The sequence below is a fragment of the Neisseria sp. P0021.S006 genome (assembly GCF_051956895.1).
In genome coordinates this window covers 1-574 of the sequence record NZ_JBQCWZ010000932.1, presented here as the reverse complement: position 1 = coordinate 574, position 574 = coordinate 1, and the positions used below count along the sequence as shown (strand labels likewise).

Sequence of the window (574 nt, the reverse complement as noted above, 5' to 3'; positions counted from 1 at the left end):
GTTCAAAGTGTTTGATGTTGGGAGTCATGATATGGATTTGAATGATTGGAAGGAAAATGGCCGGCAGAAGCAGATGGGCGACCAAGGCAAACCTTTAAACGACGGCACATCTGCAGAATCCCAACAGGATGTTGATTTGTGGGATCACAAGCAAAACGGTGTTGTTGAAAACGAAGTTGAGGTTGTGGCTGACGCGGTAGAAATTCAGGAAGCAGTAGAAGGTCAGGATGTAGTTGAACATCCTGAAATGCCGTCTGAAAAAAACGAGAAGAAGGCCAAACGCAAAAAAGACAAGGCGAAAAAGAAAAAAAATAAAGCCGAGGATTTGAATGCGTCTGATCTGTTGGGTACGAATAAGGGCGTGGAAACCATGTTCCGCAATGCCGTACGCTCGGAGATGGAATTGTTGGCGCTGGCGGCAACCAAAGCAAATATTATGATTTCGCTGAATGGTTTTATTGTTTCTGCGCTGATGATTTCGGGCGCGTTTATTTTTTCATCGTCGCCCGAATTTTTGATTCCGGCCAGTACGTTTATGATTACTGCCGCAGCATCTATCGTGTTTGCATTGCTT

General features: G+C 44.8%; 1 pseudogene. It reads left to right on the top strand.

Annotation, left to right across the window (positions count from 1 at the left end):
• Nucleotides 1-31: 31 nt before the first annotated feature.
• Nucleotides 32-574: pseudogene (locus ACTHUM_RS17980) on the top strand (hypothetical protein); the annotation flags it as partial.